Source organism: Microcoleus sp. B9-D4 (assembly GCF_036705105.1).
Taxonomy (GTDB): Bacteria; Cyanobacteriota; Cyanobacteriia; order Cyanobacteriales; family Microcoleaceae; genus Microcoleus.
The window spans coordinates 1-25,293 of sequence record NZ_JAUBTS010000082.1 but is presented as its reverse complement, the minus strand read 5'-3'; the positions used below and the strand labels follow the sequence as shown (position 1 = coordinate 25,293).

The 25,293-nt window shown below is 46.8% G+C and carries 19 protein-coding genes; 8 read left to right on the top strand and 11 right to left on the bottom strand.

Annotated features, from left to right (window positions below):
• Positions 1-400: 400 nt before the first annotated feature.
• From QUB24_RS29995 to pilM, 6 genes are all read right to left on the bottom strand, one after another.
• Positions 401-1,666, bottom strand: coding sequence for a threonine-phosphate decarboxylase (locus QUB24_RS29995; RefSeq protein WP_333157232.1), 1,266 nt, complete (start codon positions 1,664-1,666; stop codon positions 401-403).
• A 15-nt stretch (positions 1,667-1,681) separates the two neighbouring features.
• On the bottom strand, positions 1,682-1,972 hold the full coding sequence (locus QUB24_RS29990; RefSeq protein WP_006634837.1) for an HU family DNA-binding protein: 291 nt from the start codon (positions 1,970-1,972) through the stop codon (positions 1,682-1,684).
• A gap of 748 nt (positions 1,973-2,720) precedes the next feature.
• Positions 2,721-5,099: an AMIN domain-containing protein gene (locus tag QUB24_RS29985; RefSeq protein ID WP_333157231.1), complete on the bottom strand. Its 2,379-nt coding sequence runs from the start codon at positions 5,097-5,099 to the stop codon at positions 2,721-2,723.
• Positions 5,100-5,590: 491 nt separating this feature from the next.
• Complete coding sequence (locus QUB24_RS29980; RefSeq protein WP_333157230.1) at positions 5,591-6,391, bottom strand: pilus assembly protein PilO; 801 nt, start codon at positions 6,389-6,391, stop codon at positions 5,591-5,593.
• Positions 6,388-7,284, bottom strand: a complete 897-nt coding sequence (locus tag QUB24_RS29975) for a PilN domain-containing protein (RefSeq protein ID WP_333157229.1) — start codon at positions 7,282-7,284, stop codon at positions 6,388-6,390. The genes QUB24_RS29980 and QUB24_RS29975 overlap by 4 nt, the downstream gene beginning before the upstream one ends.
• A 455-nt stretch (positions 7,285-7,739) precedes the next feature.
• Positions 7,740-8,834, bottom strand: a complete 1,095-nt coding sequence (gene pilM, locus QUB24_RS29970) for a type IV pilus assembly protein PilM (protein ID WP_333157228.1) — start codon at positions 8,832-8,834, stop codon at positions 7,740-7,742.
• Between the two features lie 381 nt (positions 8,835-9,215).
• Between pilM and QUB24_RS29965 the strand changes: the two genes are divergently transcribed.
• The 3 genes from QUB24_RS29965 (at position 9,216) to QUB24_RS29955 (ending at position 11,960) form a co-directional block, all read left to right on the top strand.
• Positions 9,216-10,499, top strand: coding sequence for a sugar ABC transporter substrate-binding protein (locus tag QUB24_RS29965; RefSeq protein ID WP_333157227.1), 1,284 nt, complete (start codon positions 9,216-9,218; stop codon positions 10,497-10,499).
• A gap of 242 nt (positions 10,500-10,741) precedes the next feature.
• Complete coding sequence (locus QUB24_RS29960; RefSeq protein ID WP_333157226.1) at positions 10,742-11,185, top strand: retroviral-like aspartic protease family protein; 444 nt, start codon at positions 10,742-10,744, stop codon at positions 11,183-11,185.
• A gap of 199 nt (positions 11,186-11,384) precedes the next feature.
• Positions 11,385-11,960 (top strand): Uma2 family endonuclease, encoded by a 576-nt coding sequence (locus tag QUB24_RS29955; RefSeq protein WP_333157225.1) that lies wholly within the window; start codon positions 11,385-11,387, stop codon positions 11,958-11,960.
• Positions 11,961-11,965: 5 nt separating this feature from the next.
• Here QUB24_RS29955 and QUB24_RS29950 read toward each other — a convergent pair whose 3' ends face one another.
• On the bottom strand, positions 11,966-13,231 hold the full coding sequence (locus tag QUB24_RS29950) for a folylpolyglutamate synthase/dihydrofolate synthase family protein (RefSeq protein ID WP_333157224.1): 1,266 nt from the start codon (positions 13,229-13,231) through the stop codon (positions 11,966-11,968).
• A gap of 153 nt (positions 13,232-13,384) precedes the next feature.
• Here QUB24_RS29950 and QUB24_RS29945 point away from each other — a divergent pair, with 153 nt between their 5' ends.
• Positions 13,385-14,401: a DNA cytosine methyltransferase gene (locus QUB24_RS29945; RefSeq protein WP_333157223.1), complete on the top strand. Its 1,017-nt coding sequence runs from the start codon at positions 13,385-13,387 to the stop codon at positions 14,399-14,401.
• Positions 14,402-14,410: 9 nt separating this feature from the next.
• Here QUB24_RS29945 and QUB24_RS29940 read toward each other — a convergent pair whose 3' ends face one another.
• The 4 genes from QUB24_RS29940 to rsmI form a co-directional block, all read right to left on the bottom strand.
• A complete protein-coding gene (locus QUB24_RS29940; protein ID WP_333157222.1) occupies positions 14,411-14,959 on the bottom strand; it encodes a hypothetical protein in 549 nt (182 codons plus the stop codon).
• Positions 14,956-15,459: a DUF4365 domain-containing protein gene (locus tag QUB24_RS29935; protein WP_333157221.1), complete on the bottom strand. Its 504-nt coding sequence runs from the start codon at positions 15,457-15,459 to the stop codon at positions 14,956-14,958. The genes QUB24_RS29940 and QUB24_RS29935 overlap by 4 nt, the downstream gene beginning before the upstream one ends.
• Before the next feature lie 175 nt (positions 15,460-15,634).
• On the bottom strand, positions 15,635-16,852 hold the full coding sequence (locus QUB24_RS29930; RefSeq protein WP_333157220.1) for a glycosyltransferase: 1,218 nt from the start codon (positions 16,850-16,852) through the stop codon (positions 15,635-15,637).
• 78 nt (positions 16,853-16,930) lie between these two features.
• Positions 16,931-17,812 (bottom strand): 16S rRNA (cytidine(1402)-2'-O)-methyltransferase, encoded by an 882-nt coding sequence (gene rsmI / locus QUB24_RS29925; RefSeq protein ID WP_333157219.1) that lies wholly within the window; start codon positions 17,810-17,812, stop codon positions 16,931-16,933.
• 79 nt (positions 17,813-17,891) lie between these two features.
• Between rsmI and QUB24_RS29920 the strand changes: the two genes are divergently transcribed.
• The 4 genes from QUB24_RS29920 to QUB24_RS29905 form a co-directional block, all read left to right on the top strand.
• Complete coding sequence (locus tag QUB24_RS29920; protein WP_333157218.1) at positions 17,892-18,752, top strand: PfkB family carbohydrate kinase; 861 nt, start codon at positions 17,892-17,894, stop codon at positions 18,750-18,752.
• A 251-nt stretch (positions 18,753-19,003) separates the two neighbouring features.
• Positions 19,004-20,128, top strand: coding sequence for a cupin-like domain-containing protein (locus QUB24_RS29915; RefSeq protein ID WP_333157217.1), 1,125 nt, complete (start codon positions 19,004-19,006; stop codon positions 20,126-20,128).
• 228 nt (positions 20,129-20,356) lie between these two features.
• Entirely contained in the window at positions 20,357-21,235 is an 879-nt protein-coding gene (locus tag QUB24_RS29910) for an inositol monophosphatase family protein (protein WP_333157216.1), read from the top strand.
• A 459-nt stretch (positions 21,236-21,694) separates the two neighbouring features.
• The coding region (locus QUB24_RS29905; protein ID WP_333157215.1) for a DUF4347 domain-containing protein at positions 21,695-25,293 on the top strand (3,599 nt) is incomplete at its 3' end.

Sequence of the window (25,293 nt, the reverse complement as noted above, 5' to 3'; positions counted from 1 at the left end):
TCCCGCCCGTCCAGAAAGGGCGGGCGGGACGCCCAACCCACTTTCAAGAGTGTAAATTATTTAATTCGCGATCCTAAGCTGTCGCGCATTTAAATTGTATATTAAGGGCGGGCGGGACGCCCAACCCCTACTCCCCACAAGACTTTAATTTTTTTTGACATACCATTTAAATGCCGCAACAGCTTAGTCATTAGTTAGTAGTTTAGGACGATCCGCGCGCGGGGTCATAAACCCGGTTTCTTCCTAGAGACTTCGCTGCAAAACCCAAGGTTTACCAGAGAAACCGGGTTTCTTGGGGAGGTACTCTCAAACGACCAATAAAATCGTTTGTCACCTTTTATTGGTTGTCAACAGTCAACTGACAACAGTCAACAGTCAACTGACAACAGTCAACTGTCAGCTAACGAATCACTTCGGCAAGTCCAGCAATCAGGCGCAGATTGTCCGCCCTGGAACGCACGGCCACCCGAAAAAACCGATCGCCCAACTCAGGAAAACTCAAACAATCCCGAATCAAAATCCGGTGTCGTTCCAACAGACTTTTTTGAATCGAAGAAACCGACATCGATGACTCAACCAACAAGAAATTAGCGGCCCCTGCAAAAGGCTGCAAACCCGGTAAATTAGCCAAACCCTCAAATAGCTCTCGGCGAGCAACAGGCAGCCAATCCCAAGTTTGCCGCTCAAAAACAGTATCTCGCACCACAGCAGCAGCAGCAGCAGCAGCCAAAGCATTCACAGGCCAAGGATCGCGCAGTAACTGCCAGCGGCGGAGGATATCGGGATGGGCGATCGCGCAGCCCAACCGCAGTCCCGGCAGAGAATAGAATTTAGTGAGCGATCGTAAAATCACCAAATTCGGAAACTCCTCAACAGCATCGATCAAAGTTTCCTGCTCAGAAGGCGGTAGAAAGTCCATAAAGGCCTCATCCACCACCACCATACCTAACTGCTTCACATAAGGCAAAATCGCCTCCCTAGCAAACAGCAAACCCGTAGGATTGTGCGGGTTATTCAGTAGCAAACCACGTCGAGAGGGGGCATCGAGAGCAAGAGGAACTGGGATACGAAAAGAAGGGGAGACAAGGGAACGGTTAGAAACCGACAAATCATCCGTTACTAACTCGTTTCCTGCCCCAACGTCCAACGATTTCAGATCCAACTCAGATGTTGCACCATTTTCAATTACTTGTTTAGGAACAGGCAAGATGCCTGTTCCACCAGAAAATTCCTCTCTTGTGGAATGGGCAAGATGCCCATTCTTGACAATGGTGCAAGATTTAAGATCCAAAGGGCATTTGATCACCTGCGCGCCGAAAGCCGAAAGAGCCCGCGAGTAATCGCCAAAAGCCGGAGTCACCAAATAAGTCCCCTCCAGCTTCGACAAATCCCAAGCCGCCCAAGTCAACAATTCCGCCGAACCATTCCCCGGCAAAATCCAATCCCGGTCAACATTCAAAGCCTCCCCCAAAGCAGTCCTGAGCTCCCCATAATCTGGGTCTGGGTAAGCCGTCAGACTGCTCAAGTGTGATTGAATTGCAGCCAGTGCCGACTCAGGAGGGCCCAAAGGACTGATACTCGCAGAAAAATCGACAATAGCAGAGGCAGGGCAGCCTGCCAGTGCGGCTGCCCAAGCTAAATTCCCACCGTGTAAAGGTCTAATCAAGACTCAGTTTGCCAGCTATTCTGCGTTTTTCGGCGGTGCAACTCTGTCCTTAAACAACTTCCCTGCGGAAAATGCAGGAACTCTGGTTGCCGGGATTTCCATCTTGTCTCCAGTTTTGGGATTGCGACCCTCGCGGGCCTTGCGTTCCCGCGACTCAAACGAGCCAAAACCGACCAGCGTCACCTTGTCGCCATCGGAGACAGCTTCCATGATTGCTTCCAGGGCCGCACTCAAAACAGCATCTGCCTGTTTTTTCGTCACGCTAGCCTTTTCCGCCACTGCATCAACCAATTCACCTTTGTTCATTGCGAAGTCCTTCTCGATTTGCAAAATTACGTTAAACAGAGTTAGTTCAACTATTAGCTGTGAGTTATCAACTGGATTGAGGTGTGGATTGGGAGGTTTGGGTGGTTCCCGATTGCTCCCGTCCGCTTCCCCGAATCACAACTCCTGCTGAATACCAATTACCCTAGGGTAATTGGTCAGAAAAGGAATTTTTGTTTCTAACTGCTGAAAACCCCACAGCATCTAATTTTCACTGCATTATTCTAAAGTCTTGCCGACCGTTATGGATCGGTGGAACCTTTAATTTATATGGAACTGGCTAATTTTTGTAATTAATCCCAAAATTTAGGTAAAAAAATACCACCTTCGAGAGAAGATTTCTCGCCTCGGTGGATTTGAAAGCATAAAAAAAGAAGAAATAGAAGGAATAAAATGTAATTTGTCAAGGGCTAAAGGAAAAGTTTTTTCCTTCTTCCTTCTTTCTTTCCCATCTTTCTTTCCCCGGTGGGCAGGGCTGTTTCATTCTCCCGAAACCCGCCAGGGGTTGAAACCCCTGGCTAATAGCGAAAGTCGTCTGAAGACGACTGAAAGAGTGATTGATAGTCCTTTTGCATGGGACTAATGAGTTCTTTAGTCCTCTTTGAGAGGACTTTCGCTTTGAGGCAGGGGTTTCAACCCCTGTCGGACTGTCGGACTGTCGGACTGTCGGACTGTCGGACTCAGGGGAAAGAGCGTGGAAAGTTGACACCCATGTCTTCTTCCTTCGTTCCTACTGTCTCGGCTGGACGGGCTGACTGCGCTGCAACAGTTGGCGCGCGTCGGGACTGATGCTGTTTTGGTAGCCAAAGTTCGATCGATCGCTATCATCCAAAATCTGCGGAGTCAGCAATACAATCAACTCCGCCCGCTGGTTGGTCTTATCAGTGCGCCTGAACAGCGAACCGATAATCGGCAAATCTCCCAAAATCGGAATCTTGCTCGCTCTAATCCGTTCTTCGTCGCGGATAATCCCCGAAACAATCAAAGTCTGACCGTCCCGCAGGCGAATTAGCCCGGATTGCAAAGATCGCTCGCCCAGCAGAGTGATCTGATTGACGTTCCCGCCAGTCGAAAGATCGACAGGGCTGCCGCTTGGTGTCCTGATAATCGGGTTCACCCGCAGAGAGACAAAACCATTATCGTCAATCCGGTCAATCGCCACCCCCAACTGCAAACCCGCCCTGTCTTTGACGGCCGTCGTTGTTGTGGTACTTGTATTTCCGGTGCTCTGCGTTTGCTGTGTGATGTTAGTAATCACCTCATCAGTAATATTCACATTCGCCGTTTCCCCTTCTTGAACCACTAGAGTCGGATCTGTCAGGATTTTGCCATTGTTGCTGACAATACTTGCCTGCAACGTAGACAGGAACCTCCTGGGATACTGGAACAGCGGGAATAAGGCGAAAGTTGCATCTCCTGCAGTTGGTGCCGTTCCTGGGTCGTAATCGCTAATTCCAACTCGCGTGGGGTCAGTGGTAATTGGGGAGATCGGCCGGAGGAACACACCTTTGCGGCCGTTCGCTGTCAACGGTACGGTAAACCGGCTGTTCGGATCGTAGAAAGGCTCTACGTCTGCAAATGGAAGCCCGACGATCGGCCGATTAGTTATGCCGTTGACAGCAGTGTCCCTAGCGGGCGGATTGATGCCACCAAAATTGAGACTTGCCGCCCCGTCGTCATTGACAAAGAAACTGTTATTAATTCCGAAAGAGAAACTGCTGCTACTGACGTTGGCTCCCGTCAAGTTGATATCGATCACCTTGACGTTGACAGCCACTTGACGGCGGCGCAAATCTAGCTGTGTCAAGAAAGCCACAGCCATGTCAACTTTGCGCGGGTCGCCCACCAAAGTGATGGAATTGAGCCGAGAATCCGCCAGCACCGACAGTCCCCTCAGCAAGAGCGGCCCCGTGCCTTCCCTAGCGCCGATCGCCTTAATGTCGGGTTCCCTAATTTCCACATCCCGCGCAGCATTTCCCTGGCCCACGCTTTGAATAGTCACCCGAGTAATCGGCAGTTGAGTTTCCGCGCCTTGAGCGCTCAAAAAGTTAGCTGCATCCGTAGAGCGAACTTGATTGAGCCGCAAAGTCCGAATGATAATATTGCGCGAGTCGATCGGCAAGTTAGTCCCTACAAAAATCGTCCGCCCCTGGCGGTTAGCTTGCAGCCCGCTGAGGCGCAGCACGTAATTAAAGACATCTTGCACCGACTCATTTTCGATGTCCAAAGAAATCTTCGGCCCTTCATCTGAACCGGTGGCTCCCGGCTGACCAGGCACTGCGGGCTGGCCCGGTTGAGCAGGGGCCCCGCCGCCTGTAAAAGCAATGTTCAAGCCAGCAGCGCGAGCCAGCAGAGCCAAAACGTCTCGGACTGGGGCATCCCGCAGCACCAAGCGGGGGATGCGTTCTCCCGAACTCAGTTCAATATTTCCGGCGCCGGGGGCGATGTTAGACACCGCGATATCTCCCAAGGGCGGCGCCACGGCCCGTGGCTGGAAAGGCGCAGCCTGATTGGTCGGGGATTGTATTTCGCTGGGGAGGGGCGGGCGATCGTTTCTGGTAACAGTAACTTCGGGATTTGGCAGCAGCACGCCTGGGTTTTGCGAGGTGCGGACTTGGGGAGCCGGGGGGGGAGCTGTTTGGCTCAGCGGCAGTCCCGGAGGTGGCGGGGGTGGAGTTTGGGCAGACTGTGCTGTGCCACCCTGTCCGGCAACGCTAAGGACGATGCTTTGGCCTTGTCCCGGAACAATTTGTCCGTTGGGAACTCCGTTGGTGCCGGCTACCACAACGCGGATGCTGTTAGCCTCTACCTGGCTGATTTCTACTGAAGAAATTCCCGGAGCGGGGTTATCTTGACGGAAGCTGTTGCCTTGTGGCAAGCGGAGCTGGGTGTTGATAATTGTGGCTTGGTAAGTATTGCCGTTATTGATGGCGAAAACTTGCGGGCGATCGCCCTTTTCTGTCGCCATAACAATATTTACGCCATTATTACCTTGACTTATTTGCACTCCTGTGACTTGAGTCGGCACTGCCAAGACGGGGGCTTGGGCGATCAAAACTCCTGCAACGCTGCATAAGAGTCCTCCACTTAACCGTAGATGCTGTTTCACGTTCTCTCCTCAACTACACTTTGTTATTTATTTGTTGTTCGCAGTCTTTTGTCGCTAGCTGCTAAACTGACTAAAATATTCAAGGGTTCGAGCCTTTTTGAAAGGAGAAGTTATGCCCTTTTCGATTGGCGATTTTCGATTGGGAATAACTGATGACATAAGGGTTAGAAACTATCCTACAGCAATCCTCGCATCATTTGTGGATTTCTTACTCCCTCCCCTTTGTAAGGGGAGGGTTGGGATGGGGTAAAAAAATTACGACTCCTGCAAGGATTGCTATACAGTTCCATTACTTTGAGAAATTGGTATTAGAAGAAAGTAGGTTTTAGAGCAAATTGTTGATTGCCATCTAAAAAATATTTTTCTGACCTTCATACTTTTTTGACTTCTACCTTCAATCTTCTAAATTCAACCTTCTGCCTTCTGCCTTCTCCTTGCTTGTGAAAGAGCGAGTTGGGAACAATAGCTAATATCTATCCGCCCAACTACCGCTACTTAGCACCAGGACTCGGAGCCGGAGTTGGCGGTTTTTCTTCTTGCTTTAACGGCAGCAGGGCGTGCAAGTCAAAAGCAGTTTTAATTTTAGTTGGTGGCTGCTCCACAGGAACTATTTTACCTTTCAAAAAGTCAACTTCAATTGGCTGATTTGATGCTACCAATTCAGATCTCAAATTCCTCACTACCAACAGCGACTGCATCAACTCCAAGTTACGCATAAAATTGCGGGTTTGAGCAAAAGTGCCTTCAAACTCTACCTTAAATTTTTTGCGTCTGAGCTTGCCAGCCAGGGACGGCCCGAAGGAGGTATCGGCCAGAATATCAGGGTCGGGAGCTCCCGGCGCGGCGGTTGCTGCGGCTGGGGGCATATCCGGCTCAAATTTGGTAATTTTAGCCTTGAGGTCATCTCCTTGCACGCCGGCGTTGATTCTATTAACGAGTTGGGTCATGTCAAGCAAAAGCGTGTTGGCGCTGGCGTCGCTGGCAAACATTGCCGTCACGTTGGCCCGGCGCTGTTTTGCTTCTTCTTGCTTTGCTTCTGCTTCTGCCTTTTTTTGAATTTGAGATTGCAATTGCAGTTGCGTTTGCTTGCTTTCGCTAAGTTTTTGCTTGAATTCGCCGCTTTTTTGGAATTCGGGAAGTACGAACTGGTAGCCGAGGCCGCCGGCAATGACGAGGCCGAGAACCGCGATGCCGATTGCTTGGACTTGGGGTGTCAGCTTAATGCCGAATATTTCCTGAGCCCCTGTCTCTTCTGCTTGTCCGCTAGGACCATACTCATTTGCTAATGTCATTGTTTTTTCACCTCTGGTTTTTGTGGTTCTAGCACTCCTTTTTCTTGAAGTGTTTCTATCCGTATTGCGAGCCCGTCTGCTTGCTTGCTTCGCAGTTCGGGGAGCAACTCGGAGGCCCCCGTCGGGCTGAGCGTCGTTTCAATTTTATATTCCACCACCGGTCGCAGTTTGGGAAGTTCTGTGGGTGCTGCGTTTTGGTTACGCACTTGTAATTGTGCGGGGTTGTTTTTTAATGTGGCCGCTATCAGTTTGGTATCGGTGTTAAGGAAGAAGGGAGAGCGCTGGACTAGCAACATAAAGTCGTTAACTTGAGCAAAGGTACTGGCTATCCCTGAAATTTGTACTTTTGATGCCTGCTGCGGGACGACGGGGACGGGAGCAGCAGCCGGGGCGGGGCTGGCTGGAGACGGACTCGCCCCTGGGGAGGCGGCGGGAGTTGGTGCGGGGGGTGGGGGTGCTGCTGCAACCGGGGAGGGACTTGGGTCGATTTGCTCGATTTTGCCAATTTGCACTCCCGCTGGAGTACGCGCACTGAGGTCTTGCAGCATCGCCGACCAAGGTTTAATTTGGTCAAATACTCCGGCTAATGCTTTGTATTCGGCGGTAACTTGGTCGGTTTCGGCGTTGATGGCTTTGATGGTGCTGGCTTGAGTGTTTAACGTTGCCAGTTCGGTGTCGATGGTTGCTTGTTGTGCGGCCAAGTCGGTATTTTCCTTAGTAGCCAACCACCACGCGCCTATGACTGCGGCGTTGATGCCAAAGGCAAACAGCACTGCCCCATATATGGGCAGTTGGTCTTTGGCTCCACCGGAACTTTTTTTAGCTGGGCTTTTGGTTGCAACGGGTTTGTAGTCGGGACGGTCGTTGAGAAAATTAATATCTAGGCTGTACATGGCTTCACTCGATTTTATAGCAGAAGGAAGAAGGCAGAAGGCACAATGTAGAAGGTAGAAGGTAGAAGGTAGAAGGCACAGTGTAGAAGGTAGAAGGCACAAGGTAAAAGGTAGAAGGTAGAAGGTAGAAGGAAAAAGTGATCTACCGCTTATGTTTCAGCAATTAAGAAGGTACTAACAGTCTTGGCTGTTGCTATAGATTTAAATTAGAAATTTTAGATTTTAGACAGAACCCAAGATTGCTGGTACAAGTGAAGGATTTATTTAGGGAAGAAAGAAACAACTTTCTGCCTTCTACTGAAGGAAGGGGCTGCTTCTACCTCAGATATATTCTACCTTTTACCTTCTACCTTCTACCTCCAATATTCTACCTTCTGCTTTCTGCCTTGTTCTTTTGGAAGGGGTTTTTACCTAAAATTCTCAAATCGGTTTTTCTCTCATCTAAAACTGTTAGGTCACATAACCTCCCTTAGTCCTAAACCTAGGGCGACTCCTAAACCTGCTCGCTGTTCTGGGGTAATTTCTTGGCTGATTTCGAGTCCTAGGGTGTCGATGGGATCGACTTGAGATGCGGGCAAGCTTAATCTTTGCATAAAAAATTCGTCGAGTTTGCCGATCGCAGCTCCCGGGCCTGCTAGCAGTAGTTGCGCTACTTCGAGTTCTTCGCTCTGGTTGAGGTAAAAGTCTACTGAGCGGCGCAGTTCGTCTGCTAGTTCTCCCAATACTTTAATCATCGCATTTGTTCCCGGATTGGCGTCTCCCGATGCGCCCATTGTATCTGTGACTGGCAGGGTCATGCCTTGCAGTTCGCTGGTGTCTCTGGTTGGCGGCAGGTTCATGGCTTGGTTGAGGGCGGTCTGGATTTGGTAGGTGCCGATCGGGATGGTACGGTTGAACTGAGGTATGCCGTCCACTACTATAGCTAACTCGGTGCTGTCAAATTCTATGGCGGTGAGAACTGCTGCTTCTTGGGAGGAAAATTGTTGCAGTTGTTCTTTGAGGGTGCGGATTAGGGCAAAACTGGTTACTTCTAATACGTCTATAATCAATCCGGCTTCTTTGAATGTTTCGATGTATGTGTCGGTAACTTCTCTGCGGGTTGCTACTAACACGACTTGCACTTTTTCTACTCCGTCGTCATCTACAAAAAGGCCTATTTTTTGATAGTCTACGTCGGCGTCTTCTCTGGGAAATGGCAAGTACAGTCCTGCTTCTGCGTTCATGTAATCCCGCAGTTCTTCTTCGTTGAGCTCTGCGGGAACTGGGATGAGGCGGATGACTGCTTCGCGGCCGGGAATGGCTGTGGCTACTCGCTTGGCTTTGATTTTGTTGTCCGCGAGGACGGTACGTATTAGTTCTGCCATTCCCGGCGGATCGACTATTTGTCCTTCTTGTACATAGTCTTCTGGAACTTCTATTGAGGCTAGGATGCCTAATTTTAATGCCTGACCTTTCTTTTCGAGCTGAATGATGTTGATGCGGTCTGGGGCTATTTCGATCCCGATTCCTGGCTGGCGTTGGGAAAGTAGACCTTTGAAAAAGTTAACCATGTGATTGGGTCGCCGGTAATTGCTATTTTTTTCTGTTGTAGTTGGCCAGCCTGATTCAGCGCGCAGGCGTGTTGGAGGGTTGGTTTCCAACGGCCGAGAGAGTGCTGTAATCTCGGTATCCCGCCTTCTTCTGCACAGCTCAGTCTGTGTTGCGCGATCGCTAGTTCCGATTTTATGCTATCCAATTTACTTGACAATAGCTATTCTGCGGAGAATGTCAATAAATTCCAGCTCGATCGACCGAAAACCCGCCGATTCTGCACAAAAACCGACTATCTCGCTCCTGAACTTAGGTACAAAACTCTGTTACTGACTCATCGCGCTTGATTCGGGCGAGCGCTTTTTTGTCTAACGGTTCCCATTACTCTCAAATTTTATTCTATGAAACGTAAATCTTGGCAACTTTTTGCTGTTTTTGGGCTGGTGGGGCTGCTGCTGGCTGCGGTGGTGAGTTGCAGCAAGCCGGCTGTTAATTCCCAGGCAAATAATACGCAGGAAATCGAGTTCTGGACTATGCAGCTTCAACCTCAGTTTACTGAGTATTTCAACAAGACGATCGCCGGTTTTGAAGCGGAAAATCCGGGGGTGAAGGTGCGCTGGGTGGACGTTCCTTGGTCGGCGATGGAAAGCAAGATTTTGGGGGCGGTTTCGGCGAAAACTGCGCCGGATGTGGTGAACCTAAATCCCGATTTTGCTTCGCTGTTGGCGGGGCGCAATGCTTGGCTGGATTTGGATTCTCGAATTCCGCAGCAAGTTCGATCGACCTATCTGCCAAATATCTGGAAAGCTGGCGTACTCGACGGCAAGAGTTTTGGCATTCCTTGGTATCTCACGACTGGGGTGACAATTTACAATACTGATTTGTTGAAGAAGGCTGGAATTGCTAAGCCTCCTGCTACTTATGCCGAGTTGGCAACTGTTGCCAAGCAGGTGAAGGAAAAGACTGGTAAGTTTGCTTTTTTTGTGACTTTTGTGCCGGAAGATTCGGCAGAAGTTTTGCAATCTTTCGTGCAGATGGGTGTGCCTTTGATTGACGCTAAAGGCAAGGCAGCTTTTAATACTGCTAAGGGCAAAGCTGTTTTTCAGTATTGGGTAGATTTGTACAAAAACGGACTTTTGCCACAGGATGTTTTGGTGCAGGGACATCGTAGGGCGATCGAGCTTTATCAAGCTGGGGAAACTACTTTTTTAGCTTCCGGGCCTCAGTTTTTGAAAGCAATTGCTGAGAATGCGCCGAGTATTGGTGCTGTTTCGGCTGCTGCGCCTCAAATTACGGGGGAAACAGGTAAGAAGACTGTGGCGGTGATGAATTTGGTTGTGCCTCGCGACAGCAAGCGCCCTGATGATGCTGTCAAGTTTGCTCTGTACGTCACTAATTCTCAAAATCAGTTGGCTTTTGCTAAGGCTGCTAATGTTTTGCCTTCTACGGTTGAGGCTTTGCAGGACGATTATTTTAAGACAGTTTCTGCTGATGCTCCTGCAGCCGATCGAGCTCGGATTGTTAGTGCTTCTGGGTTGAGTTCCGCTGAGCTGTTGATTCCGCCTCTCAAGGATGTTAAGAAGCTGCAAAAGGCGATTTATGACAATTTGCAGGCGGCAATGTTGGATGAGAAGTCGGTAGATCAGGCTGTGGCTGATGCGGCTAAGGCTTGGGATCAAAGGTAGTTTTTTATTGAAGCTGGGGCGGGATTTTTTTTATCTCGCCTCTTGCTTTTTTTTGCAACTTGACGTATTGTTAAATAATGGGAATCTGTGCCGCCATATATAAGCAGATATCAGCCTTTAACTTATTATCATATTGGTTGTCTTTACCACAGAAACCGAGTTTGTCGCTCCGGGCGATCGCCCCTGCATATAAGTTACAATTAAAGGAAGTAATAACTCCGACGTTTAAGTAGGAGACCAATATGCAAATTCAAAGTAACAACGTAATGGGAAAAGTTTTCGCCACTCTGACAATCGTTAATCGAGCCGACCAAATTCGGGCCGAAGATGGGACAATTTCACTAGACCAAATTCGCTCGATAACCCTCAAAAATGTATTGGTAGATACGGGAGCAACTACGCTGTGTCTGCCACAAGATGCGATCGCCCAACTGGGACTGAAACTCCTGAAAGAAGTGGACGTAGCAACCGCAATGGGTATTGGCAAAGCCCGAATTTTTCGAGATGCTACCATATCGATGTTCGATCGGGAAGGAACTTTCGAGTGCTTGGAGTTACCGGGAGGTAAAGATGCGCTTTTGGGCGTGATACCTTTAGAAGCATTGGGATTAGAAATAGACTTGCAAAAACAAATTTTGAAGCCTTTGCCAATCAGTCCAACTGAAACGTATTTGACGATTTTGTAGGAAATTCATTTTTTGAGGCAATTGTCCTTGACAAGAGCGATCGCCCCTCTCAAAGACTCAATTTATTTATCCCGTGCGATCGCCTTTCTCAATTCAGCTTGATTGATGATTTCTACAAAAATAGCCTAAATCCCTCAAATATTCAGAAATTTAACTCGTGTTAAAATCAAAGCTCAGCTCAGAATAGGATAAAATTCTTATGCCAGCGATGACACTCAAAGATTTAAACCAAGTTCAAACCCTTTTTTCCGAAGCGGGTTTAGATTACAAAATTGAACTAGAAGACGGGAGACTTTCAATTGTGGGGCCATCAGACATCGTATCCAGTGAAATCAGCAGTATTTTGATTCGCTTGCTGGGTAACTGGGTTTATCCCCGTCGCTTGGGGAGAGTCTTTGACTCCGCAGGCGGTTTCATCATGCCGGATACGAATGTCAAAGCACCGGATGTTTCTTTTGTGCGCGCCGCCCGCTTGCGCCAAAGTCCGCGTTATTTTGGAGAACTTGTCCCCGATTTGGTGGTTGAGATTAAATCTCAGAGCGATCGCATTAAGCCTATAGAAACCAAGGTTTTGAAGTTTATAGAACTGGGTGCGATCGTCGGAATTCTGATCGATCCTGATGAAGAAACAGTGACTATTTATCGCTCTACAGGTGAACCGACTGTTTTAGGAAATGGCGATATCTTAACATTAGCAGAACTTTTTCCCGGTTGGGAATTGCCCGTTTCAGAATTGTGGCCTCCTATCTTTACGGAGGAAGAAACACAATTCTGATGCGTTTAAGCTTGGGATTGTTGTTGTTGCAGAAAATAGCCGACGAGATAAAGGGAACCGCAAAGGATTGTTAGGTTGTCACCTGTAACAGCAGCATCTAAAGCTGTTTTTAAGTCGGGGAAGGCTTGACAGAGTGTTAATTCGGGGCAGATAATTTGAGCTAGGGTGGCTAATTCAGCGGGGGATGATGAGTTTTGATCGGGTACGGGAACTAGGTAAAGTCGATCGCCCTTTTTGAGTAATGCTTTCAAAATATCATCGCAGTCTTTAGTCGCCAGAATGCCGATTACCCAGTTAATCGGTGACGGGTGATTGTTGAGGCGATCGACATATTCACGCAGGGCGATAGCTGCAGCCGGGTTGTGCGCGCCGTCAATTAATATATTGCGGTTTTTCCAAGTTGTCTGCTGAAGTCTTCCGGGCCATTGAGTTTTGGCGATACCGTTTTCGATCGCGGTTGGGGAAATTTGCCATCCTTGGTTTTGGAGAATTTGCAAAGTTGCGATCGCAATTGCTGAATTCATTAGTTGAATTTTTCCCAGCAGCGGCAATTGATATTTTATTTTAACCGCATTTTGATTTAACTGATATTCTGCGAATCCTTGTCCTAAATCTATTGCCGGTTTTACCCAAGTTGCCGGACAGTCTAATTCTTGAATGCGTTTTTCTACTACTATTCTAGCTGATTCTGGCAATTCTCCGATAACTGCCGGACATTTTGCTTTGAGAATCCCCGCTTTTTCCCCAGCAATATCTGCGACGGTGGGGCCGAGTATTTGCCAGTGTTCAAGACTGATAGAAGTAATGACGCTAGCGAGAGGTGTGTTGCAAACGTTAGTCGCGTCTAATCTACCGCCCAATCCAGTTTCTATGACTGCGATGTCTGCTTTTTGTTCGGCGAAATACAGCCAAGCTGCTGCGGTGATTATTTCAAATTGAGTGGGAGTTTCGGTGTTGTTTTCGGTGGCGGCGACAACTCGTTCTAGACACTGTTGCAATTCTGTTGGGGAAATCGGTTTTTGGTTGATGCAAATTCTTTCTGTCCAATCGATTAGGTGCGGGGATGTGTAGCGCCCGACTCGATAGCCTGCTTCTGTTAGTACGGAAGAGAGATAAGCGCAAACGGAACCTTTGCCGTTTGTCCCGGCAATGTGGATAATGGGTATTTGTTTGTGGGGGTTGTCTAGTTTTTCTAGAAGTTGTTTGATTCTTTCTAGGCCGAGGTGGACGCCGAAGTGTTGGTAAGATTGGAGGATGGATTCTGCATTCATTGAGGATGATAAATTCTGTTTGTGTGTGAATTAGATTTTTTTTATTAACCGCAGAGGGCGCAGAGGGCGCAGAGTGAGAGAAGAAAGAGATAGATATCTAAGAAGAGAGAGGTTTATAATTGATTTATTGTATTTATTGCGGGTGAAAAAAAGGTGGCTTTTGATATTATTTCTCTGTTTTCGGGTTGTGGCGGGTTGGATTTGGGTTTTCGCTTAGCTGGGTTTAATCCCGTTTGGGCGAATGAATATGATAAGTCTATTTGGGATACGTATAATTTTAATCATCCTGAAACTATTTTAGATCGCAAAGATATCAGAAAAATCAAATCTGATGAAATTCCTAATTGTATTGGGATAATCGGCGGGCCTCCTTGTCAAAGTTGGAGTGAAGCCGGGGCGAAACGGGGGATTGATGACAGTCGGGGTCAACTTTTCTGGGAGTATATCAGGATTGTGCGGGACAAGCAGCCTTTGTTTTTTTTAGCTGAGAATGTTAGCGGTATCTTAGCTCCCAGAAACAAGGATGCTTTTACTTATATATTATCGCAGTTTGAGGAAATCGGGTATCGGGTTTCGTACAAGTTGGTGAATGCTAGAAATTTTGGGGTTCCGCAAGATAGGCAAAGGGTGATTGTTGTTGGCTATCGGCAGAATCTGGGTTTTAGTTTTGAGTTTCCCGAACCTGGAACTGATGTTTTGACGCTGAAAGATGCGATTTTTGATTTGCAGGCGATCGCCCCTATGTCAGTTAAGGGTAAATTAGATAATTATCACGATTCTGTCTCAAATCACGAATGTGCGGATTTGGGGTTTTCGAGCATTTATATGTCACGGAATCGAGTTAGAAGTTGGTCAGAACCTTCTTTTACAATTCAGGCAAGCGGCAGACACGCACCTCTCCATCCTCAAGCTAGTAAAATGATTTTGGTTGGCAAAGACAAACGCATTTTTGACCCCAATTCGCCTTTGCCTTACCGTCGGCTTTCTGTGCGAGAGTGCGCGAGAGTTCAGACTTTCCCGGATGACTTTATTTTTAAGTACAAGTATATTGCGGATGGATACAAAATGGTCGGCAATGCTGTTCCTGTTAATTTAGCCAGAGTTTTGGCAAGTAAGATTTTTGAGGATATTGGAAAGTCGGGCCGATTAGCGCCCTCGACTTTACAATAATATTCTTGGTTAGTTTTGCCATTGGTCATCTAGGGTAAAATTCCGGGTATTTTTGACAATAAATACTTGATTTTCTTTGATTAAGTCTCCCGTACAGAAAACGGGCAAGCGTTCTTGATAAGATTTGATTGCGAGGATGTAGTCTTTGTCTGCAAGTTCCGTTTTAATTTTCCGCAGTTTGTCGCCAATGACACCTAGTAAGGTAATCTCGCCACTTAATTTGTCGGCGTTAGGAGTGTGAATTTGAATCACGATTCCCTGAAGAGTTGTATTAGGAAGCCCGGTAATTAAATCGGCTAAAATTTCCAGTTGAGAGCGATTCTCTATGATTTCCAATGTCTCTAGCATCAAGTTCATTGACACGGGAAAGTCAGGAAGAGTGGAATTTAAAGGTAGAACAATTTGAGGGGCTTCGGGCTTGATATCGCTGCTTGTCCAAATAATAGCGCGGCTGTCAATTTGTTGTGCTTGTTTCCAACCTTTTGCTTCTAAGTAGTAGCTGATTTGCTGAGGTTGGAGATTTTTGAGCAATTCAATATCCTTTATTGTCACATTCATAGTTGTCTCCCGGTTGCGATACGCTGCATGATAGTTGTCAGAGTCTCAGCCGAAAATATATTTGTTCTGGGTATGGAAATAGTGACGGTTTCTTTATTGTCAGTAGGTGCGGCACCTTCTAATGATAGCCAATAAGCGCAGCGTTTTAAGCAGAGTTCCGCTTCTGTTTGTTGCAGCCAGTCATTGACTCTATCGGGAACAATGACCACAATTATAATTCTAGGAGGATAGGCGTTGCTTGTGCTCAATTCTTCGTAGTTTTTAATGTTCAAGGGATAGCGAAGGCTATTTTCGTTGAGGATATCTCTTGAGGTACATTTGACTTGAAGGTAAAGAATGGGAAAGTTTGGTAAACCTGATGCTGCTATTCCCGTGATAATTAGGTCTACACCCAGCTTGTCTAGAGGGGTAGTTGTTCGCTGGCAGATGCACCCTGCTGCTGAGGCAATGGCGTAAATGTAGGCATAGCTAAATTCTTCTTTTTTGGTGTTGATGTCCATTAAACTGCTAATTCGGTCTTATTGCCAATAGGAGAATGATATAAAAGCATTAATTGATGTTCGGACAGACATTTTATTGCAAAAGCCACACCTGTTAAATCGCTCACTTATACTTCAAAGAGTCCGGGTTCGTATTCTTCTATGAGGGTGAAGAATAACAGCAGTATATCATCTGTTATTTGAATTTTGTTAACTCGCCGAGATTCTGCTGAATCGCATTTGTCCCGCGAATATGAGACAAGGGAGAACCTCCGTACAAAAAGCTGTTTAAGCTAACTTGATAATTTTGTTGAACTGCTAAATCTAACCACAAATTGTTAATAGCATCTCCGGGCTTATAGTCGGGAATATTGTGCTGATAGTAAGGAAAACTGTCTATACAAGTATTGAAAAAGTTTTTCCGCCCGCAATGCTTTAAATACTGATATCGCGGTTTGAATTCTCTTTGATTTTCCAATACTGTATATATAGTATCTGCGAGAGATTCCGGGTCAAATTTGGCGTAAAGACCCGCACCTTCGGGGAAAACTGGCGAGTTGCCTCTGGCGTATTGGTTGAATTCTTCAAAACAAATTACAGGTACGTTGCAACTCATGGCTTCGGTAATTCCTCGGTTTTTTCCTTCGAGAAGGGAACCGAGGACGAATGCTTGGGCTCGCGAATAATATGTGGGGATTTCGCTGTAGTAGTCTACTCTTGGCACTAAGTTAATGTAGTCGGAGGGATTGGTTAAAATTTCCTCGACTTGTTGCCATTCTTTTAATGCGTACTCGTCGAGAGTTTTCAGGTTGCTAGCATCAAATTCGTGGCCGGTGACTACTGTTAGTTTTATCGGTTTTTGCGGATATTTTTGGCGGTAAACTTTTAAGGCTTTGGCAATAATTGGCAAATTTTTTTCTTCGGAAATTCGGGCTACGGCTAGCAAGTCGATGTCTTTGGCGGGGACGTTGCGAGGGGAAATTAAGTATTCGTTGATGAAGTCTGTGTCTTGCAGTGGTATGATTGGTTTGTGGGCGCGCTCTGGATAAGTTTCGCGAAACCATTTATCCCGCTGCGGGTTTTTGTATAAACTAGAGTAGGCGTCAGCTATGGGGGCCCAGGAATAGGAGATTCCGGGGGAATAAGCGAAGGATAAAAATACTGAGGAAAGTTGGGGAAATAGTTTGTTGATGAGTTCGACTGCTTCGCTGAAATAAATTCCTTTGATGAAACGCCCTTCGTAAAATAGTGGGGGAAGCAAGACGTAGAAACTGACGGTATCGAAGCGGTGGGGTTGGTCTTCAAATATCTCCCAGGTAAAGGCGTCTAAGTCTGCATAAATTTCGGCGATTGGTTTGTTGATGTGCGGGTTGCGTAAATATGGTTTTTGTCGATCGTAGTTTCCGCGTACCATATAATTCTGAGTGTGAGTATCTAGCTTTTTTTATTTAACCGCAGAGGGCGCAGAGGGCGCAGAGAAGAAGAGAGATATTCACAAGTTATCTAAGGGTTGTTCTAGTGATTCATTGTCGCCTATTGTGAGGGCGAGTTGGTAGATTTGGCGGCGGGGAAGGGATGTTTGTTGCGCTAGCTGGCGGCTGGCTTGGGAACGACTTATGCCTTCTGCAATTAATGTTTGCAATTCTGCTTTAATGGCGTCTTCGGAAAATATTGGTGAGGCTGTTTGGATGCCGGCAATTACGAGGGTAAATTCTCCCTGGGGTTCGCGATTGGTGTAAAGCTCGATCGCACTTTCTATACTACCACGCCAAAACTCTTCGTGCATTTTAGTTAACTCTCTCGCCAGCACAATCTGTCTGTCGCTTCCTAAAGTATTTGCTAAATCTTGTAAAGTTTGCCGCAATCGGTGGGGAGATTCGTATAATATTATAGTGCGGGATTCTATTTGCAAAGCTTCTAAACTCTGTTGGCGTTCTTGACCTTTCACGGGTAAGAAACCTTCAAATACAAATCTCTCTGTGGGTAATCCTGATGCAGTTATGCCAACTATGCAGGCGGTCGGGCCGGGAATCGGAATAATGTTAATATTAGCATCGGCGCAAGCTTTGACTAACTCGTATCCGGGGTCAGAAATTCCCGGCATTCCGGCATCGGTGACGAGGGCGATATCTTTGCCTAAATGCAGTTTATCGATGAGTTCGGGAAGTCGCTGGTGTTGGTTGTGTTCGTGATAGCTGATTTGAGGAGTTTTGATTTGAAAATGGTGCAAAAGTTTGCCTGTATGGCGGGTATCTTCGGCGGCGATGAAGTCTGCTGTTTGCAAGATTCGGATGGCGCGAAATGTCATGTCTTCCAGGTTGCCGATCGGGGTTCCTACGATGTAAAGTGTTCCTGTGGTGGGATTTGCTTGCATTTTAAGATTGGGGTTTTTTAACGAGATGACACGGGCGGGACGCCCATGCCACAGGCCCATGCCACATATTTAAGAAGATATGAAAACTGGATTGTTTTTGGGATTGGCGACTTTAGATTTAGTTTATTTAACCGGGAAGCCTCCGGGTGCAAATCAGAAAGTTGTTGCTTCTGATTGTACCATTGCTGCGGGCGGGCCGGCGGCAAATGCTGCGGTCACTTTTAGCTATTTGGGGAATGCGGCGGTATGGGCTGGGGTTTTGGGCACTCACGCGATCGCCCAATTAATTCGTGCAGACTTAGCGGAGTATAATGTCAGGATAATTGATTTGGAGCCCGGGCGATCGCACTCGCCGCCAGTTTCCTCGATTATTGTAACTGAAGCAACGGGCGATCGATCGGTAATTTCTATCAATGCTACGAAATCGCAAGTTGACAGTCAAACAATTAACCCGGATATTTTAACATCAGTTAATATTGTACTGGTTGACGGACATCAAATCGCAGCCAGTCAAGAAATTGCTCAACTTGCCAAGTCAAAAAACATTCCAATTGTCCTAGACGGTGGCAGTTGGAAACCCGGATTAGAGGAAATATTGCCTTTTATTGAATGGGCTGTATGTTCGGATAACTTTCATCCGGCCAACTGCGACAATTCCGAACAAGTCTTTGCTTACCTGTCAGCAGCAGGAATTTCCCATATTGCCATCACTCGCGGCGAAAAATCAATTTTATACCTCAGCAATGGCAGTTACGGCACTATAGAAATACCTCAAATTCAAGCCACAGACACTTTAGGCGCGGGCGATATTTTTCACGGCGCTTTCTGTCACTACATTTTGCAAAATAACAACTTTACAGATACTCTCACCGCCGCAGCTAAAATCGCTTCCCATTCCTGCAAAAACTTTGGAACCCGCGGCTGGATGAATAAGGGTTAATTTTCAATTTAAATTAACCAAAGTATCCGGGGGAAAACCCTCCCAGCTAGAAAACTTGAACTGGCAACACCTGTTAAGTTAAAATCCTGACAGCAACCTAGACAAAATTTGTGAACTTCTCTCTTCTCTGCCTTCGCGCCCGTGGAACAGGCGTCTCGCCTGTGAATTTTCGAGGTTCGTTAACAAAATTGCTATATTAGTAAGACAAGTTAAAGTCACACAAAACAGTACCAAACCAACATACCCGAATCATGTCTGACACCCAACCTCTAAGTATCACCCTTCCCCCTTTGCGGATTACCCTAACAGAACAACAGCAAGTTAACCTAGAATGGCTGACACAAAACTTGCCAAATCTACTCACCCCAAGCAAACAAGAAGTCCCCGACAATATGAAACAGTGGGTGGCGGCCAACAAATTATTAAATCAACCCGACGCCGAAATCATTCAAGCCTTAATAAGTACCGGCATAGATGCGGAAACAGCCACCGCAGAAGTTAGGGAAATCTCCTCTCATCCCTACTTCCAAGCAGGCAGTCAATACGTGCAGTTATTGCAGAAATTAGAATCGCATCTCAGGATTAACAATCAATTAGCTGCATTGTCTTCCAAGTTTGGCACAATCGAACGCAAAAGCAGCCTTTCCAGAGAGTATTTTCTCGAAAATTACTACGCCAAAAATACTCCAGTAATTATTACCAATATCATGCACAACTGGAAAGCGTTGCAGTTGTGGACGCCGGAGTATTTACAAGAAAAATACGGCGATGCAGAGGTACAAATTCAAGCCAACCGCAATTCCGACCCGAATTACGAAATCAAGATAGAAAATCACAAGAAAATTGTTTTGTTCCGCAAATATGTAGAGATGGTGGTCAAGGGCGGGCCTAGCAACGACTACTACATGGTTGCTAACAACCAAACTCTTGAAAGAGAGGAATTTAAACCGCTATTCAACGACATTGAAATATTCCCAGAATACCTCAATCCAACGGATACAAAAGGCAGAGTTTTCTTTTGGTTCGGGCCGAAAGGCACGATTACGCCGCTACACCATGACCCCGTTAATTTAATTTTAGCGCAAGTGTCTGGTCGCAAACTAATTAAATTGATTTCTCCGCAACAAACACCTCTGCTTTATAATCACGTCGGAGTTTTCAGCAAGGTGGACGGCGAAAATCCCGATTACGAAAAATACCCGCTTTACAGAGATGCAAAAATTATTGAAGTAATTTTGGAACCGGGAGAGGCTATCTTTATTCCGGTCGGTTGGTGGCACCACGTAAAGTCATTGGAAGTTAGTATTTCGGTTTCGTTTACTAACTTTGTGTTTCCCAATTATTATGAATGGAAATATCCTCATATTAATTGGTAATCTCTCGTTACTAGGCTCTGCCTGGTAACGCATATAAGCGAGGCTCTGCCTGCGATTCTACTAATAGGAAAAGGAAAGCTCTGCGCCGGATTTTGCCAACAGGAAGAAGGAGGCAGAGCCTCCGGGTAGGCATTCCCAGGCAGAGCCTGGGAACGAGTAAGGGGCGGGCACGGGGGCACCGCCCCTACAGAAATCGGCGTTTATCTGCGGTTCAAAAAAAAGAAATTCATGAAAACTCTCGAAGAAATCAGCGAAATTGCCCGATCGATCGCCTGGAGTGCATCAGATATCCTACAATCCTATTATCGGCAGGATTCCAACACTCCTAACCTCGACATCCAAGAGAAAAAAGATGGCCCCGTCACCGCCGCCGATGTCGCTGTCAACTCTTACATTCTCGACGAATTGCAGTCGGCTTTAGGGAATGCAGAATTTGGCTATCTCAGCGAAGAAACTTACAAATCTTATTTGAAAACTAACGGTCAAGTTCCCTTACCTCAAAGTTGGGTTTGGATTATTGACCCTTTGGATGGAACGCGAGATTTTATTGACAGGACAGGTGAATTTGCTGTTCACATTGCTTTAGCCTTCGAGGGAAGACCGGTATTGGCAGTTGTGGCCTGGCCCGAACAGCAAAAGATTTATTACGCAATCCGCGATGCTGGCGCTTTTATGGAAAGTCGGGACGGTTCGGCGGTCAAATTGCAGGTTTCGGCGCGAAATATAGTGGCAGATTTATCTATAGTAACTAGCCGCAGTCACCGGGGCGATCGCTTTAATAAATTGTTACAAAAACTGCCTTGTCAAAATCAAATAGCTGTCGGTAGTATTGGCTGTAAAATTGCGACAATTGTCGAACAAAAGGCTGATGTTTATATTGCGCTTTCGGGAAAGTCTGCACCGAAAGATTGGGATTTAGCTGCACCGGAATTAATTTTGACTGAAGCGGGCGGTCAATTTACTCGTTTTGACGGTTCTACTTTGCAATATAACCGGGGAGATGTGAGTCAGTGGGGGGGATTGTTGGCGAGTAACGGTTGCTGTCACGGGGCTATTTGCAGGGAAGCTGAGGAGATTTTAGCAGGGATAGATGCGAGTTTGAAGTAAGTCCGCGCGTGCGAAGCTATCCCGTAGGGAATCGCCCGTAAAGATGGTAACGAATAAGTTTTAGGGGCGGGTTTTACGAGAAATAATTGCCTAATACCAATTATCTCCTAAACCCGCCCCCATCCTTGCGCGAAAGTCCGCTAGGGCTTGAAACGAATGGCCCAACCTGAGCGCAGATATCTATCAAAAATCCCGCTCTTAATATTTCAGTATAATGGCACTTGCTATTAAATTGTTTTTGTGTTATGTCCTCCACCTCGCGCTGGCTTATCCGTAATATTACTTAATAAAATCCCCCATCTTTATCAAAACTTTAATTAAAAAGGTGTTTATAAAGAAAACTTTATAGATATTCTCTTAAAAAACAGTTATGGTTACTACAACCTTCAGAAAGTGTTTCGGACGCAAGTCGCGAAACAGGGAAAGTCTTGTTTTTTTTTAGCTATTAGTAGGTGCATTATGCCAATTTTAAATAATCAAGTTTCACCAAGTCCGATCGCCTTTATAGATCCGAAAGTTGAAAATTATCAAAGTTTAGTCGCTGGGGTAAAACCGGGTACGGAAGTAGTCGTTTTGGATGGGAATAAAGATGCGATCGACCAAATTACTCAAATTTTAGCTCTTCGCAGCAATATTGACAGCATTCACATAGTTTCTCACGGTGCTCCGGGCAGCTTGCAATTGGGTAATGGCAGCTTGAGTGCAGATAATGTGGAAGTTTATTCCGAGAAATTGCAGCAGTGGCGGAGTGCTTTAACTCCTTGTGCGGACATTCTGATTTACGGTTGCAATGTCGCATCAGCCTCTGGCGCTTACCCGAAAGTCCGCCAGGGAATGAATTCCCCGGCTCAAAGCTCAAGTCGGTTGAAACCGACTGCTTACCCGAAAGTCCGCCAGGGAATGAATTCCCCGCCTCAAAGCTCAAGTCGGTTGAAACCGACTGAAAACAAGCCGGCTATTCAGTCCTCTTCAGAGGACTTTCGCTATGAGACAGGGAATTCATTCCCTGGCGGATCGGATGAATACGCCATAGATAATGAACGCGGGATCGATCGTGAACGCGCGATCGATCTAGACGGTTTCGCCTTCATCCAACGAATTGCCCAACTCACAAATACAAACGTTGCGGCTTCCCAAAACCTCACCGGAAGTGTAACAAAAGGCGGGGACTGGGAACTGGAAGTCAGAACCGGGAAAATAGAAACGCCGCTGATATTTGAACCCGAAGTGTTAACAGCTTATGAGTACGTTTTGAATAGTTTTGGTGCTGCAACTAATTTTCCCATAACCTATAGTCTCCGTAAAGTTGCGAGTGGGGACTTTAACAAAGACGGCAACCTTGACCTAGCCTTTGCAACCACTGGAGAGGCTCGCAACGTCTCGATCGCACTGGGAGATGGCACTGGCCAATTTGGCGCTGCCACTAATCTTAACACCAGCCCGCCGAGCGCTCTCAATACCTGGTCTGTCGCTGTAGGCGACTTTAACAACGACGGTAATTCTGACCTGGTTACGGCCAATAATTTGACTAACAACGTTTCTCTCCTGTTGGGGAATGGCGATGGCACTTTTGGTACTGCCACCTACTTTGGGGTGGGGTCAAGTCCGTATACCGTCGCTGTGGGAGACTTCAACGGGGACGACAATTCTGACTTAGCTACAGCCAATCAATACTCTAACGACATCTCCATCTTGCCTGGTAATGGTAATGGTACTTTTGGCGCCGCTACTACTTTGAGCGTGGGGTCAAATCCTTATTTTGTGCTTGTCGGCGACTTTAACAAAGATGGCAAGTCAGACTTTGCGACAGCGAACTATGGTGATAGCAGCGTATCCATCCTGTTGCAGAATGCTGATGGTACTTTCGCCCCCGCCACTAACTTTACCGTTGGAAATAGCCCTAATTACATTGCTTTAGGAGACTTTAACGGAGACAATAATGCTGACTTAGCAACGAGTAACGAAGGTGGCTCAAACAACGTATCAATACTGTTAGGAGATGGCACGGGAAACTTTAGTGCAGCTACCAACTTTGGCGTTGCAACACAACCGCTTGCTATTGCTAGTGGCGACTTCAATGCCGATGGAAAAGTCGATTTAGCTACAGCCAACAATGGATCGGGCGATGTCTCCGTCTTGTTTGGAAGTGGCAATGGCAGCTTTGGGACTGCCACTAATTTTGTTGTGGGAGCCAATCCCCAAGGTATTGTTGTCGGCGATTTTAACAAAGATGGTTTATCCGATTTAGCTACGGCGAACTTTGGTGGTCAAAACACCTCGATTCTGCTGAATACATCCCCGGCGGTAAATTTCGGTGCTGCAACTTACAGTGGCACTGAAGGAACTGCGGATACAGTAGTCAATATTCCCGTTACTATCAGCGCCACTCCTGACGCTGACGTGACAGTACCAATTGTCATCGACCCCAGCAGCAGTGCCACCGAAAATTCAGACTACACCTTTTCCCCTACCTCGATTATTTTCCCCGCAGGTGCAACAGGTGACGCACTCACCCAGAATGTTGCATTTACTATCAAACCCGACAACATAGTTGAAAACGCCGAAACCGCAATTCTCAACTTTGGCACAATCACCGGTGGCGTTGCCGGTACAACCAAACAAACCACACTAACTATTGCTGCTAACGGTCAACCTTCAAGCCTGAGTCCGTACCAAATCGACCTCAAAACAGGCGAAATTACTGGCCAACCAAATCAGTTTATTTCTCTAGTAAATACCCCTACCGACTCCAACGCAGACAGTTGGTTAGAAGCCGTAGCCAAAATCAATTTTGACGGCAAAATCAAAAAAGCGAAATTCATCGTTGAATACGACAAAACTCCGTCAGGATGGACGGTAAATCTCGGCGACTCAGCGTCAAACGATGGCTATGGAGGGGATGCCAGCACTAACAGCCGCGATGCAGAGATGAACATTGTTAACGGCAACATGAGCGTTTACGGGAATGACTACAATACACCCCCTGGCGGAGAACTTACCCCAGGAAATGTGCCTAACTTTGTGACTAACGCTTCGAGTGTCGAGTTTGAAGTCAGCAACGAACAACTTGGGTGGGATAACAAAAACGGGCTAAAAAATAGCTTGAATTCTCCATATCTTTACGCCCTCAACGGTCAAGTTGATGCTACCGGGCCAGTCAATTCCGAGATTTACGCCGGATTTAACCGAGTGATTTCAGGGCCAGGCGATCGCATCGGATCGGGTGCTAGCAAGGTGACAATTCTGCTTAATCCGATCGACTACGCAATTAGCGCTGGTACTGCAACCGTTACAGAAGGCAATGAAGGCAAAACTGCTGCCACTTTTACTGTTACCCGCAGCGGTTGCACTGAGTTGGCGAGCACAGTAGATTATGCGATCGCAGGTACTGCTACAAACGTCAGCGACTACAACAACATCGGTGGCACATCCGGTGCAACTGCTGCGACTGGTACGATTAGTTTTGCAGCGGGCGACACATCGAAAACCATTACTCTTGATGTTTTAGGCGATGCGGCGATCGAAGCCAATGAAACCCTTGAAGTTACGCTGTCCAATCCCTCGGTATTAGATTCTACACCGACACTTACCACTGCTACCGCTACCACAACTATTACTAATGATGATACGGCTGGTGTTTCTATTACTCCTACGGAAACAACTGCCACAGAAGCCGGTACAAATGGTACCTACAGTGTGGTGCTGAAATCGCAGCCCAGCGACCCTGTAACTATCACTCTCGCAACAGGTGATCAGATTGAGGCGATCGCCCCTCTGACTTTCACTGCGGACAATTGGAATGTCGCTCAAACCGTTACGGTGAAAGCTGTTGACGATGCGGTTGTGGAAGGGGCGCACAGCGGTAATATCGCTCACAGTGTGAGCAGCGCTGATACGAATTATAACGGGATTGTGGTTCCAGGGGTGACAGTGGCGATTACTGATAACGATGTAGCGCCACCAGAAGAACCACCGGTTACATCAAGCCTGAGTCCGTACCAAATCGACCTCAAAACAGGCGAAATTACTGGCCAACCAAATCAGTTTATTTCTCTAGT